General features: G+C 67.8%; 15 protein-coding genes. 8 read left to right on the forward strand and 7 right to left on the reverse strand.

Annotated features, from left to right (window positions below; genetic code table 11):
* Positions 1-31 precede the first annotated feature (31 nt).
* Positions 32-1,456, forward strand: coding sequence for a dihydrolipoyl dehydrogenase (gene lpdA, locus GT355_RS12730; protein WP_160134970.1), 1,425 nt, complete (start codon positions 32-34; stop codon positions 1,454-1,456).
* A gap of 35 nt (positions 1,457-1,491) precedes the next feature.
* Here the strand turns inward: lpdA and GT355_RS12735 are convergent, their stop codons facing one another.
* On the reverse strand, positions 1,492-2,115 hold the full coding sequence (locus tag GT355_RS12735; RefSeq protein WP_160134971.1) for an MBL fold metallo-hydrolase: 624 nt from the start codon (positions 2,113-2,115) through the stop codon (positions 1,492-1,494).
* A 126-nt stretch (positions 2,116-2,241) separates the two neighbouring features.
* Here GT355_RS12735 and GT355_RS12740 point away from each other — a divergent pair, with 126 nt between their 5' ends.
* From GT355_RS12740 to hisS, 3 genes are all read left to right on the forward strand, one after another.
* Complete coding sequence (locus GT355_RS12740) at positions 2,242-2,595, forward strand: DNA-binding protein (protein WP_120073807.1); 354 nt, start codon at positions 2,242-2,244, stop codon at positions 2,593-2,595.
* Positions 2,596-2,859: 264 nt separating this feature from the next.
* Complete coding sequence (locus tag GT355_RS12745; RefSeq protein WP_160134972.1) at positions 2,860-3,963, forward strand: M23 family metallopeptidase; 1,104 nt, start codon at positions 2,860-2,862, stop codon at positions 3,961-3,963.
* Positions 3,964-4,121: 158 nt separating this feature from the next.
* Positions 4,122-5,429, forward strand: coding sequence for a histidine--tRNA ligase (hisS, locus tag GT355_RS12750; RefSeq protein WP_160134973.1), 1,308 nt, complete (start codon positions 4,122-4,124; stop codon positions 5,427-5,429).
* 24 nt (positions 5,430-5,453) lie between these two features.
* Here hisS and GT355_RS12755 read toward each other — a convergent pair whose 3' ends face one another.
* Positions 5,454-6,761: an MFS transporter gene (locus GT355_RS12755; RefSeq protein WP_160134974.1), complete on the reverse strand. Its 1,308-nt coding sequence runs from the start codon at positions 6,759-6,761 to the stop codon at positions 5,454-5,456.
* Positions 6,762-6,937: 176 nt separating this feature from the next.
* Here GT355_RS12755 and truA point away from each other — a divergent pair, with 176 nt between their 5' ends.
* Positions 6,938-7,741, forward strand: a complete 804-nt coding sequence (truA, locus tag GT355_RS12760; RefSeq protein ID WP_160134975.1) for a tRNA pseudouridine(38-40) synthase TruA — start codon at positions 6,938-6,940, stop codon at positions 7,739-7,741.
* Here truA and GT355_RS12765 read toward each other — a convergent pair.
* The 3 genes from GT355_RS12765 to GT355_RS12775 are packed head-to-tail and all read right to left on the reverse strand — an operon-like array spanning position 7,738 to position 10,178.
* On the reverse strand, positions 7,738-9,072 hold the full coding sequence (locus GT355_RS12765) for a M28 family peptidase (RefSeq protein ID WP_160134976.1): 1,335 nt from the start codon (positions 9,070-9,072) through the stop codon (positions 7,738-7,740). The two genes, truA and GT355_RS12765, sit on opposite strands and share 4 nt — an antisense overlap.
* 55 nt (positions 9,073-9,127) lie before the next feature.
* On the reverse strand, positions 9,128-9,730 hold the full coding sequence (locus GT355_RS12770; RefSeq protein ID WP_160134977.1) for a TetR/AcrR family transcriptional regulator: 603 nt from the start codon (positions 9,728-9,730) through the stop codon (positions 9,128-9,130).
* A gap of 40 nt (positions 9,731-9,770) precedes the next feature.
* On the reverse strand, positions 9,771-10,178 hold the full coding sequence (locus GT355_RS12775; RefSeq protein WP_160134978.1) for a zinc ribbon domain-containing protein: 408 nt from the start codon (positions 10,176-10,178) through the stop codon (positions 9,771-9,773).
* Positions 10,179-10,290: 112 nt separating this feature from the next.
* Here GT355_RS12775 and GT355_RS12780 point away from each other — a divergent pair, with 112 nt between their 5' ends.
* Both GT355_RS12780 and GT355_RS12785 read left to right on the forward strand, forming a co-directional pair.
* Complete coding sequence (locus GT355_RS12780) at positions 10,291-11,310, forward strand: ATP-binding cassette domain-containing protein (RefSeq protein ID WP_160134979.1); 1,020 nt, start codon at positions 10,291-10,293, stop codon at positions 11,308-11,310.
* Positions 11,307-12,077, forward strand: coding sequence for an ABC transporter permease (locus GT355_RS12785; protein ID WP_160134980.1), 771 nt, complete (start codon positions 11,307-11,309; stop codon positions 12,075-12,077). Before GT355_RS12780 ends, GT355_RS12785 begins: the two co-directional genes overlap by 4 nt.
* Positions 12,078-12,105: 28 nt before the next feature.
* On the opposite strand, the gene GT355_RS12790 is transcribed toward GT355_RS12785, so the two are convergent.
* Complete coding sequence (locus tag GT355_RS12790) at positions 12,106-14,307, reverse strand: LUD domain-containing protein (protein ID WP_160134981.1); 2,202 nt, start codon at positions 14,305-14,307, stop codon at positions 12,106-12,108.
* Complete coding sequence (locus tag GT355_RS12795; protein ID WP_160134982.1) at positions 14,304-14,810, reverse strand: LUD domain-containing protein; 507 nt, start codon at positions 14,808-14,810, stop codon at positions 14,304-14,306. The genes GT355_RS12790 and GT355_RS12795 overlap by 4 nt, the downstream gene beginning before the upstream one ends.
* 107 nt (positions 14,811-14,917) lie before the next feature.
* Here GT355_RS12795 and pepF point away from each other — a divergent pair, with 107 nt between their 5' ends.
* Positions 14,918-16,708 carry an oligoendopeptidase F gene (gene pepF / locus GT355_RS12800; RefSeq protein ID WP_160134983.1) on the forward strand — a complete coding sequence of 597 codons (1,791 nt, stop codon included), beginning with the start codon at positions 14,918-14,920 and terminating at the stop codon, positions 16,706-16,708.
* The last annotated feature ends 42 nt before the right edge of the window (positions 16,709-16,750 follow it).

The following is a 16,750-nucleotide window of genomic DNA, read 5'->3' on the forward strand; positions in this document are numbered from 1 at the left end:
TGTTTTTCACGCCAGCGCGTCTGGATCGGTCATGGTCGTTGGAGACGTCACGACGGGCACGGAGTTGTTGATCATCGGCGCGGGTCCCGGGGGCTACGTCGCCGCGATCCGCGCGGGCCAGCTCGGCATCGACACCACGCTGGTCGAGAAGGACGCCTACGGCGGGACCTGCCTGAACCACGGCTGCATCCCCTCGAAGGCGCTGATCTCGGCGACGGACGTGGCCCACGACGCACGCGAGGCCGAAGCGATGGGCATCCACGCCGACCCGGCGGTGGACCTTGCGGGGATGGTCGACTGGAAGGACGAGGTGGTCGACCAGCTCACGGGCGGCGTCGAACAGCTCTGTAAGGCCAACGACGTCAACCTCGTCGAGGGCCGCGCGGAGTTCGCCGACGAGAACACGGTACGAGTTGCTCACAGCGGCGATGGCCAGGGCTCGGAATCCATCGAGTTCGAGCACGCCATCGTCGCCACCGGCTCGCGACCCGTGGAGGTCCCGAACTTCGAGTTCGACGGCGAGCACGTCATCTCCTCGCGTGACGCGCTCGCGCTCGATTCGGTCCCCGACAGCCTCGTGGTGGTCGGCGCGGGCTACATCGGGATGGAGCTCGCGACCGTCTTCGCGAAGCTCGGGACCGACGTCACCGTTGTAGAAATGCTCGACGACATCCTGCCGCCCTACGAGGACGACGTCTCGAAGGTCGTCAGGGACCGCGCCGAGGACCTCGGCATCGACTTCTTCTTCGGCGAGGCCGCGAGCGACTGGGAGGAGTCGGGCGACGGCATCACCGTCCGCACGGAGAATGAGGATGGGGACGTCTCGGAGTTCGGCGCGGAGAAGGTGCTGGTGGCGGTCGGACGCGCGCCCGTCACGGACACCCTGAACCTCGACGCGGTGGGGCTCGAAACGGACGAGGACGGGTTCCTCGCGACCGACGACCGCGCCCGAACGGACGTGGAATCCATCTTCGCCGTGGGCGACGTCGCGGGCGAACCGATGCTCGCGCACAAGGGCATGAAGGAGGGCGAGGTCGCCGCGGAGATCGTCGCGGACGAGCCCTCGGCGCTCGACTATCAGAGCGTCCCCGCCGCGGTGTTCACCGACCCCGAGATCGGGACGGTGGGGATGACCGAAGAAGAGGCCGAGGAAGCGGGCTTCTCGCCGGTCGTCGGGAAATTCCCGATGGCGTCGAGCGGCCGCGCGCTCACGCTCGGTGACACCGACGGGTTCACGCGCGTGGTCGCCGACGACGACGCGGGCTTCATCCTCGGCGCGCAGGTCGTCGCCCCCGAGGCCTCGGAGCTCGTCGCGGAGTTCGGTCTCGCGATCGAGATGGGCGCAACCCTCGAGGACGTCGCCGCCACGATCCACACCCACCCGACGCTCGGCGAGACGGTGATGGAGGCCGTCGAGAACGCCCAGGGGAAGGCGATCCACACACTGAACAGGTGAGGAACGTCCCGCCCACGGATGCGAGAAGGCCGGAGTCAGTCGGGTTTGTTCGCGAAGTTCACGAACGCGTCGAGTTTCTCGGCGGCCTCGTCGGTGACCGAGGAGCCGTGGTAGACGAGGCCGGCGTCGAACTCGTAGTCGAGCAAGCGTTCGAGGTTCTCGTCGGCCGCGTTCAGGTCCGTCGAGTAGAACGCGGTCGGCAGGACGAAGTAGCCCGCCGGTAGGCCGCGCACGTCCGAGCCGAAGACCGCATCGCCCATCACCGCGACGTCGCGTGACTCGTCGACCAGGACGTGGTTGTCCTCGGTGTGGCCGGGGACGTGGACCGCCTCGAAGCTCCCGATCCGGTCGCCGTCGCCGTAGCGGTGGTCGGGGTCGTGTTCGGTGTCGAGGTCGGTCTCCGCCGGGACGAACGTCTCGACGCCGTAGCGCTCGACCACTTCGTCGAACCCGCCGACGTGGTCGCCGTCACCGTGGGTGACGACGAGGCGTTCGGGGTCGATCCCCACCTCCTCGATGCCCGCGGCGAGCGCGTCGACGGTGTCGGCGAGTCCACAGTCGAACAGGGTCGGTGTGTCACCGTCGACGAGGAACACTCGGAACCGACCGTTGCCCTCCCGAACCGTGATGTCGTGGACGTCGGGATGGATCTCGGTCATGGTCGTCGGTGGGGCGACGGGCGCATAAACCCAGCGAGGAGGGAGCTCGTGGGACGCGCGTCGGGCCACGAGGCGGCGAGCCCCCGTGTCCGCCGGGTTTTTGTCCGGTCGTCCACAACGGGGCGTATGAGCGGCTCCGAGGAAGACATCGAGGAACTCCGCGAACAGAAGCTCGAACAGCTGAAGGAACAACAGCAGGGCGGCGGCTCCCAGGAAGCCCAGGAGGCCCAACAGGCCCAGCAGGAACAGGCCGAAGCCCAGAAGAAGGCCGTGCTCCGTCAGAACGTCACCGACGAGGCGCGCCAGCGGCTCAACTCGGTGAAGATGTCGAAACCCGACTTCGGCGAGAAGGTCGAACAGCAGGTGTTCGCGCTCGCGCGCTCCGGCCGACTCGGCGACAAGATCGACGACGACCAGATGCGCGAACTCCTCACCGAACTCAAACCCGACCGCAAGAGCTTCGACATCAAGCGGCGATAACCACCCGCCCGACCCGACGGGACTTTTATGTGAATCGCTAGGTGTTTTTATCTATCGGCGAGCCGTAGCAGTGTCATGGATCTCAATCGTCGAACCGTGCTGAGAGGCTCGGCTCTCGGATTCTTCGGGGTCGGAATCGGCACCGGTAGCGAAGGACGAGCGGCCGCCGCCCCGGCACCCACCGCGGCAGCGTCGAAGTCGCCGGCGAGTGCCGTCGCTTCCGGTATGGAGACCCATCGAAGCCCATCGAAAGACGTGACTCCGGTGGACGTCGCCCAGAGGTTCACTCCAGCAGTCGGTGAGGTGCGCTACGCTCCGGTCCCGTTCACCGGTTCCGACGGGCAGACCTACCTGGCGTACGAACTCGAAGTGACGAACTTCACCACCGGATCGGTAACGATAGAGAAGCTCGAAGTGGTCGACACGGAGGCCAATGCGGTGATTCACGCCCTCGACGCCGACGAGGTGGCCAGTCGCCTCCAACCCGCAGGGAGACGGGACAGCGTCGGGTCGTTGGGACCGGCGATGACGGCGCTCGTGTTCTTGCACGTGACCGTCGACGACCCGTCCGACGTTCCCGATGAACTGCGCCATCGATTGTCGCTGCAGGTCGACGCCGCACCGCCGGACCAGCGACGTCTCGTTGAAACGGTCGGCGAGGTCACGGTTGACCGGCGCGAGGTCGTCACCGTCGGGCCGCCGCTGCGGGGGTCGAACTACATCGCGGCCGATTCGTTCGGGGACGCGGTCCGCCATACTCGTGCGGCACTGCCGGTCGATGGGCAGGTCTGGCTCGCACAGCGCTACGCGGTCGACTACGAGCAACTCGATACCGAGGACCGGATCTACGACGGACCACGGGAGGACCTCGAAAGCTACACGATATACGGGGAAGAAGCCATCGCGGTCGCCGATGCTACGGTAGTCGAGGTGATCGACGACGTCCCGGAGAACGTCCCGGGTGCGTTCCCGGACGGGATCACGCTCGAAGCGGCGGACGGCAACGCGGTGATCCTCGATCTCGGCGACGAGAACTACGCCCTGTACGCCCACTTCCAGCCGGGCAGCATCCGCGTAGCGGAAGGCGACCACGTCGAGCGGGGCGACGTGCTGGGGCTGGTCGGCAACTCGGGCAACAGTATCGCTCCGCACCTGCACTTTCACGTCATGAACCGGCCGCTATCGCTGGCTTCCAACGGCCTGCCGTATCTGGTGGATTCGTTCTCGATACTCGGCGAAACGCCGGGAACGGCGGCGTTCGACCAGGCCGAGGCGGATGGGGAACCACTGGCCGTCGACCGCTTCGACCCGCCCGTGGCATCTTTCGGTACTCTCCCGCTCGACCAGATCGTCGTGGACTTCGATTGATTCGGGCCTCCGGCGGTCAGCGATCCGTCCGGCGATGCGCGTCTTCGAGGGATCCACCCCTGTCGAACCGGTTTTCGGCGATGGAGCATCGGATTACCGGCCCGTTGGCAGTGTCGCAGTCCGTAAGGGTGAACACCCGGATTCACTAATCGAGATATATGTACGACGGCATCAAGGGTTTTCGCGACATCTATCCCGGCGAGATGGCCGCACGCCGGGCGGCCATCGACGACCTCGAGGACACCGCACGACGCTACGGCTTCCGCGAGATCGGAACTCCTGCTCTCGAACGCGCCGAGCTCTGGACCGACAAGTCCGGCGACGACATCGTCGAGGAGCTCTACGCCTTCACCGACCGTGGCGGCCGCGAGGTGGCGATGACGCCCGAACTCACGCCGACCGTGGCCCGGATGGTCGTCGCGAAACAACAGGAGCTCTCGAAACCGATCAAGTGGGTCTCGACCCGGCCCTTCTGGCGGTACGAGCAGGTCCAGCAGGGCCGCTTCCGGGAGTTCTACCAGACCAACGTCGATATCTTCGGCTCGGCGGAACCGACGGCGGACGCCGAGGTCCTGGCCTACGCCGCCGACGCGCTGACCGAGTTGGGACTCACGAGCGAGGACTTCGACTTTCGCGTGAGTCACCGCGATATTCTGGGGGGATTGCTCGAATCGATAGAGAGCGACATCGACACCGAGGCCGCCATCCGCGCGGTCGACAAGCGCGAGAAACTCGAAACCAACGAGTACTACGGCCTCCTCCGGGATGCGGGTCTCTCGACCGAGGAGGCGGAGGAGTTCGACGCGCTGCTCAGCACCGACGAGGAGAACCTCTCGGATCTCGTCGAGTTCGCCGGCACCGAACGCGTCGAGGACGCCGTCGCGAATCTCGAAGCCGTGCTCGCGGCGGCAGCCGACCTTGGCGCGCGCGAGTACTGCACGCTCTCGCTCGACACCGCCCGAGGGCTCGATTACTACACCGGGATGGTCTTCGAGTGCTTCGATTCCACCGGCGAAGTGGGTCGGTCCGTCTTCGGTGGCGGGCGCTACGACGACCTCATCGAGGGGTTCGGCGGCCAGCCCACCCCCGCCGTCGGGGTGGCGCTCGGCCTCGCCCCGCTCGCACTGCTCTGTCAGCGCGCCGGTGTCTGGCCGGACGAGTCGCTGACGACGGATTACTACGTCCTTCAAGTGGGAGACACCCGCGAGACGGCCGCCGAACTCACCCGCGAGCTTCGTGAGCGAGGCCACGTCATCGAGACCGACGTCGCGGGTCGGAGCTTCGGGGCCCAACTGGAGTACGCCAACTCGATCGAGGCCGAGACGGTGGTGATCGTCGGCGAACAGGACCTCGCGGAGGGCCAGTACACGGTGAAGGACATGGACTCGGGCGAGCAGGTCGCGGTGCCAGTGGAGGAGTTCCCCGGCGAGTACGAACGCCCGACGTACGACGACTTCGCGGCGTAATCGGAAGAAGGCCAGTGAGGGGATTCAGTCCTGAGCGGTCGCCTGCCCGTCCGCGGACGACCCACTCCCAGCGCCGACGGTCTCCTGAACCTGCGTGTAGACCAGCACGAGCCCGATAGCTGCGAGCAGCGCGCCGAAGGCGAACGGTGTGACGTAGCCGAACCGGACCAGGAAGCCGGAGGAGAGCGGTCCGATCGCGGTGCCGAGCCCGAACGACATCGTGAGCACCGAGAGCTGGGTCCCCGAGGCACCCTTCCGCGCGAGGTCGCCGGCGAGCGCGAGCGCGGGGGCGAACACTGCCGCGCCCGCGAGGCCCTGGGCCGCCCGCGCGACGATCATCTCCCAGGGCGCGGTCACGAGGCCCTGGGCGAGGGTGGCCGGCACGAGGATCGCGAGCCCGGCGAGGATGAACGGCTTGCGGCCGATGCGGTCGCTCGCGCTCCCGATCGGGGCCTGGACCAGCACCTGGATCAGCACGAACGCCGCAAACTCGATACCGAACAGCTGGGCGCCCTGGTCGAGCCGGGCGTTGACTTGGGGCTCGATGGCCGAGAGGAGCGCGATGCCGATCGCCATGAACAGCGAGGCGACCCCGAGGGTGAACACCGGATCGAGCGTGCTGTCGCCGTCGTGGTTCAGGATCGCGATCGAGGTGTCGTCGGACGACTCCACGGGCTCGATGTCGGGGTCCTCGACGAGGAGCATCACGAGCACGATGCTGATGATCGCCGAGGCCGACGCGATGTAGAAGGCGGCCTCGAAGCCGGTCATCTCGAAGCCGGCGACCACGTAGTGGGCGATCTCGTCGGTGGAACCGAACCCGGAGACGACCGCGCCGGCGAAGATCGGGCCGGCCCCGAATCCCAGGAGTCTGAAGGTGTTGAACGTCCCCATGTTGCCACCACGGCTCGAATCGTCGGCGAGTTCGTTCACCAGGGCGATCGTCGCGACGATGGTGAACGCGACGCCGATCCCCTGGGCCGCCCGGATGGCGAGCAGCGCCCAGTAGCTCGATACGAGGGAGTACGTGAAGTTCGCGACCCCGAGCACGGCGAGGCCGAACAGCACGAACACCTTTCGCTTGCCGAGGCGGTCCGAGATACGGCCGGCGAACGGCTGGAGCGCGCTGTTGAAGAAGCCGAAGGCCGCGAGGATGATCCCGGTGATCAGCGAGACCCCAAGGCCACCCGTCCCGCCCGTGATGATGCCGCTCGAGACGTAGAGCGGGAGGACGACGATCAGAAACGAATTGCCGACCGAGTCGGCCATCCGGGCGATGGCGAGCGCGAGCACCTCGCGGTTGACGCCGATGTATTCCTGTATCGTATTCACTGCCGGTCCGGGTCCCTTCGCCGCCGTCTCGACCGCCCGTCCCCGCGGGACGACGGTCTCGGTTCTCCACCCGTTGGTTGGACCATATAGTCAGCGGAGGCTACCGGTCGGTCGACTATCAACGCTTCGAACCCGGCGGTCGACACACCGAAGTCCTCCGCCGTCGATTCACCGCTATGCGCGCGTTTCGGGTTGCCTACGACGGCCGGCCCTACCACGGGTTCCAGCGCCAGCCGACGGTCCCGACGGTCGAAGGGGCACTGTTCGACGCGCTGGGTGACCTCGGTGTGCTCGACGCGGCCGCCGACAAGCCGTCGGGCTACGCCGCCGCGGGCCGCACCGACCGTCGAGTGTCGGCGGTCGCCCAGACCGTCGCGTTCGACGTTCCCGATTGGCTCGTGCCCCGGGCGCTGAACAGCGAGCTCCCCGAGTCGGTTCGGGCGTGGGCGCACACCGACGTTTCGCCTGGGTTCCACGCCACCCACGACGCGGTCTCGCGGACCTACACCTATCACCTCCACGCGCCCGCCGCCGAGGTCGGCCGGGCCCGCGAGGCGTGCAGCCAGCTCGCCGGCGAACACGACTTCCACAACCTCACGACCGACGATCGGAACACCGTCCGGGCGCTCGACGTTCGGGTGGAGCCCGACGGCGAGTTCCTGGTGCTGACCGTGCGGGCGGGCGGCTTCTCGCGGAACCTCGTTCGACGGGTCGGCACGCTCGTGCGGGGGGTGGCGGTGGGTGCAGCGTCGGTCGAAACGATCGACCGGGTGCTCGCTCCCGAACCGCTCGACGGACCCGAGGGAGTGGGGCCTGCCCCCGCGGAAGGGCTGATTCTCACGGACGTCGAATATCCCGAGCTCGACTTCGAGGTCGACGAGGCGGCCGCGGCGAGCGCGCGTCAAGTCTTCGAGGGAAAGCGGGTCGCGGCCGCGACCGCCGCGCGGGCCGCGGGCGAGGTCGGCGGCCGGATCGGCTAGTCCCAGTCGGGGGGCCAGACCTCGGCCGCGCGCATCCCGGGTTCGGCTCCCGCCTCGCGAAGCGTCTCCCGAAGGGCGTCGGTGTCGACCCGGTCGGGGTCAGTAGTTGAAAGGTCGCGAACGAGGAGCGCGGTGAGCATGGCGTGCGTCCGGAGGTTTCGGGGGTCGACCTTGTCGCGGGTGTCGGCGCGGGTGTGGGTGAACCCACGGTCCCACTCCCCACCGCCACCCGGTGTCCGACTGTGGAGCTGGAGCGCCGGGATCCCCCGTCTGAGAAACGGCCAGTGGTCGCTGTAGGGGTGTGGCCCCTCGGCCGTGGCGATGGGCTGGCCGCTCTCCTCGGCGACGCGCTCCGCCACGGCCGTCATCGCTTCCGAGGTGTGGGTGAGCGCCCGGAGGTTCCGGAACCGGCCCGCGCCATCGACGTTGACGACCGCCTTCACCCGATCGAGGTCGAGGGAGTCGGCGAGCGCCGCGCTCCCGAGCAGCCCGAGTTCCTCACAGCCCACCGCCGCGACCTGCACTTGCGAGTCGAGGTCGAATTCGGTGAGCAGGCGCGTCGCGGCGAGCGCGACCGCGACGCCACAGCCGTTGTCGAGCGCCCCCTCACCGACGTCGTGTGAGTCGTAGTGGGCGAGCACGAGTACTTCCGCGTCCGACTCGGGGCCGAGCTTGGCCACCACGTTCCGACTCTCGCCGTCGTCGGTGGTCGCGTCGACCCGCAGGCTGGCTTCCTCGTCCTCGGCCGCGTACTCTCGGAGCCACGCGCCGGTCTCGTGACTCACCCCGACACCGGGGATCGGTGCCTCGTGGCCGAACTGGAGCGCGCCGGTGGGCGGGAGCTGGCCGCGAACGTGGTTGTGGAAGACGAACCCTCGCGCACCGGCCGCCACGGCGTGGCCCAACTTCTCCATGCGGTGGGTGTGGCGCTCGCCCGCCGGCGAGTCGGTGCTCGCGACGGCGATCGCCCCCTCGACGGCGGCCGCCTCGACCTCGGCGGGGGTGCCGTGGCCCACGTCGACGAGCGGGGCGCGGAGGTCGGCGGCGGGCGAGTACGGGAGCGCGACCGCCTCGAACTCACGGGAGCGCTCGTCGGAGGGGTGAACGGAGAATGCGGTGTGTCCCCGAGTCCAGCGCTGCATCCCGAATGGTTCGATTCGAGGGTCGAGGCTGAGCGAGTCGAGTTCGTCCGCCACGAGGTCGGCGGCGTGGCGCTCGCCGGGACCGCCGCCGAGGCGGTCGTCGAACGCACAGAGTCGGGTGAGGAGGTCCCACGGGGAGTCGTCGTGCCACGCCGCCCCGAGCGTGGCGTCGATATCGTCGGGAGCCATGGCGACCGTGCGTGTCCGAACGGGAGGTGCGTTGCGGTCGCGAGAACCGGCGGGCTCAGTCCGCGAGGAGGGTCGATTCGACGTAGGTGTCGAGGGTGTCGCGAGTTGCCACCCTCGCGTCGTCCGACGTCACGAGGTGGCGCGTCATGCCACCCTCGGTGAGCGAGAGGAGGAGGTCGGTGGTGTACGCCGGGTCGACGTCGCGGAAGTCGCCGGTCTCGATACCGCGTTCGAGGATCTCGACGAGGGTCTCGTGGAGCAGTCGGTCGGCGCGGGCGAACTGCTCGCGGTAGGCCTCGTTCATCGGGGCCTGCGAGCGGAGTTCGAAGATGGTGAGCCGGAACGCGCGCGTCTCGTCGTCGAGCCTCGCGGGCAGGGACCGGTCGAGGAACGTTTCGAGCTGTTCGCGTGGGGTGGCGTCCGGATCGACCGCGTTCCTCGTCGCGAACCGGTCGAGGCCGTCCTTCAGCACGTCGATCAGGAGGCCGTCCTTGGTGTCGTAGTGGTAGTAGAGCAACGACTTGCTCTTCTCGAACTCGTCGGCGATCGCCTGGATCGTGAGGTCCGCGTACCCGTGCGTCTGGAGCGCGGCGTAGGTCGCCTCCACGATAGCGCGCTGGGTCTCCGAGCGTTGGTCGACGTCGCCGTCTGCGGCCATGGATACTGAATAGCCGTTCAGTGTCGAAAAGGGTTTTCCTTCACCGGGTCGGCCCGGAACCCGGCTCGTCGAGGGGTTCGGCACACCACCGACAGAACGCGAGGTCGTCGTCGACGTCCCGCCCGCACTCGGGACAGACCGTCATCTCGCCGCCGGCAGCGTCGGTTCTGAGCTGAAGCAGGTAGTTATCGACGACCGCGACCCGGTAGGCGTCGAACACGCTGAGCGCGCTCACGACGAGGAGAGGTAAAGCGTCGAGCCACGCGAACGAACCGCCCGACAGCAGCGCGTCGAGCGTCGCATCGGGGACGAACGCGGTCGAGAGCAGGGTCAGCCCGATCCAGCCGAGCGCACGGAGCCAGCGCCGGAGGTAGACGTGGCCGAGCGCGGGCACCGCCGCCCCGAGGACCGCCGCGAGCCACGGCCGCTTCTTCGAACGGGTTTCCATCACGTTGACTGAACAGTTAGTTACGAATCAATCTTTCGCTCACCGAGTCGCTGTCCGGGTTCGTGGGTCGGCGGAGGGCTTATGGAGACTGACCGTTCAGTTAACGGCAACGATGGACGCGATACGTATCGACGGACTCACCAAGGAGTTCGGGTCGGTCACGGCGGTCGACGACCTCTCGTTCTCGGTGGCCGAGGGCGAACTGTTCGGGCTGATCGGGCCCAACGGCGCGGGGAAGTCCACCCTGATCAACATGCTGGTGACGCTGCTCGGACCCACGTCCGGAACCGCGCGCGTCAACGGTCACGACATCGGGACGGAGACCGGCGCGGTGCGGGACAGCCTGGGGATCGTCTTTCAGGAACCCGCGCTCGACGAGGAGCTCACGGGCGCGGAGAACCTCGCGTTTCACGCCAGGCTGTACGGCCAGCGAAAGGCCGAACGCGACGCGCGGATCCCCGAGGTGCTCGATCTCGTGGACCTCGTTGAGGAAGGGGACCGACCGGTCGGCGAGTACTCGGGCGGGATGCAGCGCCGCCTCGAGATCGGTCGCGGGTTGCTCCACGAACCCGCCGTCCTGTTCCTCGACGAACCCACCGTCGGGCTCGACGCCCGCACCCGGCGGGACACGTGGGAGTACATCCGTCGGATGAACGAGGAGTCGGGCGTGACGATCGTGCTCACCACCCACTACATGGAGGAGGCCGACACCCTGTGCGACCGCGTGGGGATCTTCGACGAAGGGAGCCTCGTGGCGCTGGATACACCCGAGAACCTGCGGGACGGGCTGGGTGGCGACGTCGTCGCGCTCGGTATCGAGGGGACGTCGACGACGTTCCGCGACCGACTCGATGACCGGACTTGGGTCCGGGAGTACGCCACGACCGACGACGGCGTCGACGTCACGCTCGCTCACGGCGAGACCCGGATCGTCGACCTCGTTCGCCTCGCCGACGACGCGGGCGCGACGATCACGTCGGTCGACCTCAGGAAACCCAGCCTCGAAAACGTCTTCCTCTCGCTCACGGGGAGCACGATCGCCGAGCGCGAGGCCGGCGGCAGGACGGGTGACGAAACCGCCGACGCGTCGGGCGACGACCGACGGACGGCGGTCGCGGGAGCGGGCGAATGAGGCTGGTCGACCCCCTCGGGGTCTACGGGCTCTGGCTCCGGGACGTCAAGCGGTTCCTCAGAACCCCCTCGCGGATCGTGGGTTCGCTCGCGATGCCGCTGTTGTTCCTCGTCTTTCTGGGGTTCGGTCTCGACGGCGCGGCGATCCCCGGTCTCCCGGCGGGTGTCGACTACATCGAGTACTTGGTACCGGGGATCCTCGGTTTCTCGATGCTGTTCGGGGCCTCGTTCGCGGGCCTCGCGATCCTCTCGGACCAGGACGTGGGTTTTCTGAAGGAGATCCTCGTCGCGCCGGTCAGCCGGACCTCGATCGTGTTGGGACGCACCGCGGGCGGCTCGACCACCGCGATCGTCCAGGCCGCGCTGATCCTCGTGGTGTCGATACCGCTCGGGTTCGAGGTCGCGGGCTGGCTCTCGGTCCCGCTCGCGGCGGTGTTTCTGGTGCTGATCGCCCTCACGTTCGTCGGGTTCGGGATCGTGCTCGCCTCGCAGTTCTCCGACAGCGAGGGGTTCGGCCTCATCGTTCAGTTCGTCGTCTTCCCCCTCTTCTTCCTCTCGGGGGCGATCTATCCCCTCTCCGGGCTCCCGCGGGTCGTCCAGTACGTCGCGATGGTCAACCCGCTGACCTACGGCGTCGACGGGCTCCGCGGCGCGCTGGTCGGGGTGTCGTCGTACCCGCTGGTCGTGGATTTCGGTGCGCTCGTGGTCTCCTCGGCGGTCATGGTCTCGCTCGGCGCGTACCTCTTCGAACGGGTTGAGGCGGTCTGAACTCGACAGCCCGTCACGATTCCGCCCCTCAGGAACCGTCGGGTGCGATGAGTTCGACCGGATGGACCACGCCGTCCTCGAACACCGCCCCGAGCTGTTCGGTACACGAGGTGCCGCTGGCGACGAGCTGGCGGTTCGGGTCGTCGAACGCGCCTTCGAGCTCGCGCCCGACGTCCATCGAGAGGTCGTAGTACTCCGATTTGTAGCCGAAACTTCCCGCCATCCCGCAGCACTCGACCTCGGAGGTCTCGACGTCGAAGCCGAGCTCGTCGAGCACCGCCTCGGTGTAGGTTTCGAGCCCGAGGGTGCGCTGCTGGCAGTGGCTGTGGTAGGCCACCGGTGTCGTGGGCGTGGCGAGGGCGTCCCCGCTCGTGCCGTTTTCGAGGAGACCGTAGACGTATTCGAGAACGTCGTAGCTGTTCGCCGAGATTCGGTCGTACTCGTCGGGCACGAGCTTCTCGTACTCGCGCCGGAACATCGCGAGGTCCGAGGGCTCGATGGCGACGACGTCGAAACCGGCGTCGAGGTAGGGGTCGAGCTCCGCGGTCAGCGCCTCGGCGTGGTCGGTGGCGGTCGCGATCATCCCCTGGGAGAGCGGCGCACGGCCGCTTTCGAGAGGAGACGCGAGTTCGACGTGGACCCCGAGGGCTTCGAGGGTGCGGACGGCGGCCTTCCCGCGCTCGACGAGCACGTAGTTGGTGTAGACGTCGGGATAGAGCACCACCGACCGCTCCGCCGTGGCGTTCGGCGCGCGCGGTCGCCGGGATTCGAACCAGTCGACGAGCGTCTCCCGGCGGAAGGTTGGCAGGTCGCGCTCGGGTGCCACCCCTAGGAATCGGTCCATCGCCTTCCTCGCGGGCCCGAACGAGGTCACCCAGTTCGAGAGCGGCGCGGTCGCGCTGCCCACCTTGGCGAGTGTCTCGAAGTTCCCGAAGAACCGCTTCTGGATGTCGACGCTCCCCTCCGCGTCGGGGGTCAGCCCCTCCACCAGGAACTCGAACTCGGAGGGCGTGGCGTCGGCGTTCAGCCGGTCCCGGACGACGGTATTGATCCACGGGATGTCGATCTTGACTGGGCAGGCGTTGACACAGCGCGAACAGCCGGTACAGAGGTCGTTGAAGTCCGCCGCGGCCTCCTCGCCGCCGATGCCGGCCTCCCAGCCGGTGGCGATGCCCCCCGTGTAGGTATCCCCTCCAAAAGCGTGGCCGCCGACGTGCTGGAAGTTAGCGCAGGAGTTCGCGCACGCGCCACACCGGATACAGTAGAGCGTCTCACGGAGCTGGTCGTCGTCGCGCATGTCGAGCCGGCCGTTGTCGATCAGGACGAGATGAAAGTCGCGCTCGCCATCGCCGCTCCCGAGCGGGTCATCGGGCCGGTCGAAGTCGATGGTAGGGGTCTCCACGGGCGGGGTCAGCATCGAGACGTACTGGGAGATGTCCTGGCCCGTGGCGCTTTTGGAGATCAGGTCGACGAACGGCTGGAGTTCCGCAGCACCAGGAATGACCTTCTCGACACCCGTCACGGCGATGTGAGTGTTCGGGGTGACGGCGCTCTTTCGCGCGTTGCCCTCGTTCGTGACCAGCGTGATGGTGCCCGAGTCCGCGAGCACGAAGTTCGCGCCGGTCATCCCGATGTCGGCGTGCCGGATACGGTCGCCGAGGTAGTCCCGGGCGAACTCGGTGAGCTCGTCGGCGGTTTCGAGCGGCTCCTCGGGCTCGAAGACCGCGTTGAACAGCGTCGCGATCTCCTCGCGGGACTTGTGGAGCGAGGGGCCGACGATGTGCGAGGGGGACTCGTCGGCGACCTGGAGCACGAACTCCCCGAGGTCGGTCTCCCAGACGTCCACTCCTACCCCTTCGAGCGCCTCGTTGACCTCGATCTCCTCGGTGGTCATCGACTTCGACTTCACCAGCGAGTCGGCGTTCTCGGACTCGGCGACACTCGTGATATATCGATTAGCGTCGGCGGCATCGTCGGCGAGATAGAGGTGGCCGCCGTTCGCCTCGACGCTCTCGCGGAGGGTGTCGAGGAGCGCGGGGAGGTCGGCGATGGCGTCCTCCTTGATCCCGCGGGCCTCGTCGCGGAGGGCCTCGTACTCGTCGAAGCGCTCGGCGGCGGCGTAGCGGTCGCGGTTCATCCGCGAGACGTTCTCGTTGATGATGGGGCCCTCGGTCTCCATCAGCCCGCGGATCCGCTCGGCCTTCCGGCGGCGGGCGCGCTGGGAGCTCATCGGTCCTCCACGAGGACGACGTGGACGTGTTTCGGGCCGTGGACGCCCTCGACGAGCGCGCCCATGTCACCCGTCGAACTCGCGCCGGTGGCGAGGACCGCCGATCCTCCGGAACCGAAGATCTCGTCGAGCCGGTCGACGGAGGCTTCGACGTCGTCGCACACGTCGCTCGCGCGCAGGACGGCGACGTGGTTCGGCGGGTAGAGGCTCAGGGGTTCGGTCCCCCCATCGTCCGAGCGGATCAGGAGGGAGCCGTAGGCGGCGACCGCGCGGTCGGCCCTGGTGACGCCGGTCTCGGCCTCGTGGAGCCCTCGGGGTGTCAGCTCCGTCTCGACGGCGGTGTCGGCCAGCGAGATACCCTCGATGTCGAGCGCGGCACCGATCGCGGGGTCGACGGCCGCCTCGTCGATCGCGGCCGGAGCGGTCGCGGCGTCGGTTCGGCTCACCGAGACGTCGAGGTCGGCGAGGGAGGTGGTGAACGTCTGCACGTCAGTCGTTGCCATGCTGAACGATCGTGGCCCGGGAGGTAAGAACTGTCGCTCCGTACGTCGGCACGGTGTCCGGGTTCCGATGTGAGAAGGCTTACTTCGGGTACGACCGAACTCGACCCATGAGTTCGGTTCCCGAACGAAGCGAGATAGACACCGAGTACACCTGGGATCTGGAGAGCCTCTATGCGACCGACGAGGACTGGGAGGAAGCCTACGCCGACGTCGAGGAGTCCCTCACCGACCTCGAAGCCTACGAGGGGCGCGTGACTGAGGACGGCGAGACCCTGCTCGCGACGCTCGAAACCCGCGAGGAGCTCTTCCGGAAGCTCGCGAACGTCGCCTCCTACGCCCGGATGCGCCGCGACGAGGACACGAGGGACCAGGAGTACCAAGCGCTCACGGCCCGCTCGCAGTCGCTCGCCGCCGACGCCTCCAGCGCGGCGAGCTTCATCGAACCCGCACTCCAGGGCTGTGACCGCGAGGAACTCGACGCGATGGCCGAGGAGGTTCCCGAGTTGGCGGCGTACGACCACTACTTCGACGACGTGCTCCGGATGAAACCCCACACCCGCTCGGCGGAGATCGAGGCGCTGCTGGCCGACCTCGGGGAGGTCACGGGCGCGGCGAGCGAGGTCTACGACATGCTCACGAACGCCGACATGGAGTTCCCCACGGTTGAAGACTCCGACGGTGACGCGGTCGAGATCTCGCTGAGCAACTTCACGACCCTCCAGAAGAACCCCGACCGCGAGTTCCGGCGGGAGGTCCACGAGCGGTTCTACGACGAGTGGGAGACGGTACGAAACTCGGTCGGGACGGCCCACCGCAACAGCGTGAAGGCGGACGTCAAGCTCGCGAACGCGCGTCACTACGACACCGCACGCGAGGCGGCGCTCGACGGCGCGAACATCCCGACCGAGGTCTACGACACCCTCGTGGACACCGTCCACGACAACCTCGACGTGCTCCACCGCCACGCGGACCTGAAACGCGAGAGCCTCGGGGTCGACGAGCTGCGGATGTGGGACCTCTACATGCCGATGGTCGACTCCGAGAGCCCGGAGGTCACCTACGAGGAGGCCAAGGACCACGTGGTCGAGGCGCTCGCACCGCTCGGCGAGGAGTACCAGGAACGCGTCGTGGAGGGCCTCGACTCGCGGTGGGTCGACGTCTACGAGAACAAGGGGAAGAGTTCGGGCGCGTACTCCGGCGGGACCTACGACTCACAGCCGTACATTCTGATGAACTACCAGGACGAGATCGGGTCGATGTACACCCTCGCCCACGAGCTCGGCCACTCGATGCACTCCGAGCTCGCGAGCGAGGCCCAGCCCTACGTCTACGGGAGCTACGAGATCTTCGTCGCCGAGGTCGCTTCCACGGTCAACGAGGCGCTCCTCACCCACCATCTCCTCGACACCGTCGAGGACGAACAGTTCAGACGACACGTCCTCAACGAGTACCTCGAACGGTTCCGGTCGACGCTGGCCCGCCAGACGATGTTCGCGGAGTTCGAGTTGAAGACCCACGAGCTCTCGGAGGCGGGCGAGGCGCTCACGCCCGACCGGCTGGATTCGATCTACGGCGAGTTGAAGGAAGAGTTCTACGAGCCCGCCGTCGTGGACGACCGGATCGCGCGCGAGTGGATGCGGATCCCCCACTTCTACCGGGCGTTCTACGTCTACCAGTACGCGACCGGGATCTCGGCGGCGGTCGCGCTCGCCGAGGGCATCCGCGAGGAGGGCGAGGACGCGGCGGAGCCCTACCGCGAGTTCCTCGCGTCGGGCTCGCACGGCTACCCGATCGAACTCCTCCGGGGGGCGGGCGTCGACATGACGACCGCCGACCCCATCGAGGCGGCCTTCAGCGCCTACGACGAGGCGCTCGACGAGTTCGCGGATCTGACGTAGTCGCCCCGACCAAAACCACTTTTAACGACCGGAGCCTACGGC

The sequence above is a fragment of the Halococcus salsus genome (genome assembly GCF_009900715.1).
GTDB classification, from domain to species: Archaea; Halobacteriota; Halobacteria; order Halobacteriales; family Halococcaceae; genus Halococcus; species Halococcus salsus.

Coding starts and splice junctions, on each gene's coding strand:
- lpdA (WP_160134970.1), top strand. CDS start 32: ATGGTCGTTGGAGACGTCACGACGGGCACGGAGTTGTTGATCATCGGC.
- GT355_RS12735 (WP_160134971.1), bottom strand. CDS start 2,115: ATGACCGAGATCCATCCCGACGTCCACGACATCACGGTTCGGGAGGGC.
- GT355_RS12740 (WP_120073807.1), top strand. CDS start 2,242: ATGAGCGGCTCCGAGGAAGACATCGAGGAACTCCGCGAACAGAAGCTC.
- hisS (WP_160134973.1), top strand. CDS start 4,122: ATGTACGACGGCATCAAGGGTTTTCGCGACATCTATCCCGGCGAGATG.
- truA (WP_160134975.1), top strand. CDS start 6,938: ATGCGCGCGTTTCGGGTTGCCTACGACGGCCGGCCCTACCACGGGTTC.
- GT355_RS12765 (WP_160134976.1), bottom strand. CDS start 9,072: ATGGCTCCCGACGATATCGACGCCACGCTCGGGGCGGCGTGGCACGAC.
- GT355_RS12770 (WP_160134977.1), bottom strand. CDS start 9,730: ATGGCCGCAGACGGCGACGTCGACCAACGCTCGGAGACCCAGCGCGCT.
- GT355_RS12775 (WP_160134978.1), bottom strand. CDS start 10,178: ATGGAAACCCGTTCGAAGAAGCGGCCGTGGCTCGCGGCGGTCCTCGGG.
- GT355_RS12780 (WP_160134979.1), top strand. CDS start 10,291: ATGGACGCGATACGTATCGACGGACTCACCAAGGAGTTCGGGTCGGTC.
- GT355_RS12785 (WP_160134980.1), top strand. CDS start 11,307: ATGAGGCTGGTCGACCCCCTCGGGGTCTACGGGCTCTGGCTCCGGGAC.
- GT355_RS12790 (WP_160134981.1), bottom strand. CDS start 14,307: ATGAGCTCCCAGCGCGCCCGCCGCCGGAAGGCCGAGCGGATCCGCGGG.
- GT355_RS12795 (WP_160134982.1), bottom strand. CDS start 14,810: ATGGCAACGACTGACGTGCAGACGTTCACCACCTCCCTCGCCGACCTC.
- pepF (WP_160134983.1), top strand. CDS start 14,918: ATGAGTTCGGTTCCCGAACGAAGCGAGATAGACACCGAGTACACCTGG.